This is a genomic window from Micromonospora aridisoli (genome assembly GCF_056150025.1).
The window spans coordinates 1-601 of sequence record NZ_JAXCFK010000090.1; the positions used below are offsets into that span (position 1 = coordinate 1).

Genomic DNA, 601 nt, shown 5'->3' on the forward strand with positions numbered 1-601 from the left:
CCCTATAATTTTCATCAAAGCAAGAGCTAGCAAAAATGTAACACTACGACTTGACCTGGTTGACAACAACGACTTTATCACCAACCAGAATCCGGCTTCATTGAATTTGACTACTCAATATAAAATCCATGAATTCCTTTACTTAGATAGATTTAGAGATGGTGGATTTTCGGAGCCTTGTCAGAATGGTGGACAATCCGGAATCAACAAATGTGTAGTTGATAGTAAAAATATAGAAGAATTGTTATTTTTAATTGACTCAGGAGATAGCAATTCCCCTTTTGGAAAGTTTAACGGCACGGTCGACATCGATTGGATTTCTGTTGGTAGTCCTGTAGAACCGCTTAATATCCCAGAGGTTTTTGAGATTCGATACAATCAAATTTCCTATTTTAAAGGAAGAAAAAAATACATTAGTTTAGTCAACACCATTCCTTTTGCAGGAAAATCATATACTGTAAAAAATTCAAGTGGTACTACGGTACTGTCAGGAACATCACAAAACTCTAGCTTATGGTTTGATGCAAATGCATATGCTGCAACAGTAGATATTTCCTCAATTGACGACATTGGTACTTACACATTTACTTCGAATAATCAA

1 protein-coding gene is annotated in these 601 nt (G+C 35.4%); it reads left to right on the top strand.

The window, feature by feature from the left end; genetic code table 11:
* Positions 1 to 601, top strand: a 601-nt coding sequence (locus SM447_RS29505) for a cellulase N-terminal Ig-like domain-containing protein (RefSeq protein WP_474576138.1), incomplete at both ends; no start/stop codon positions are given.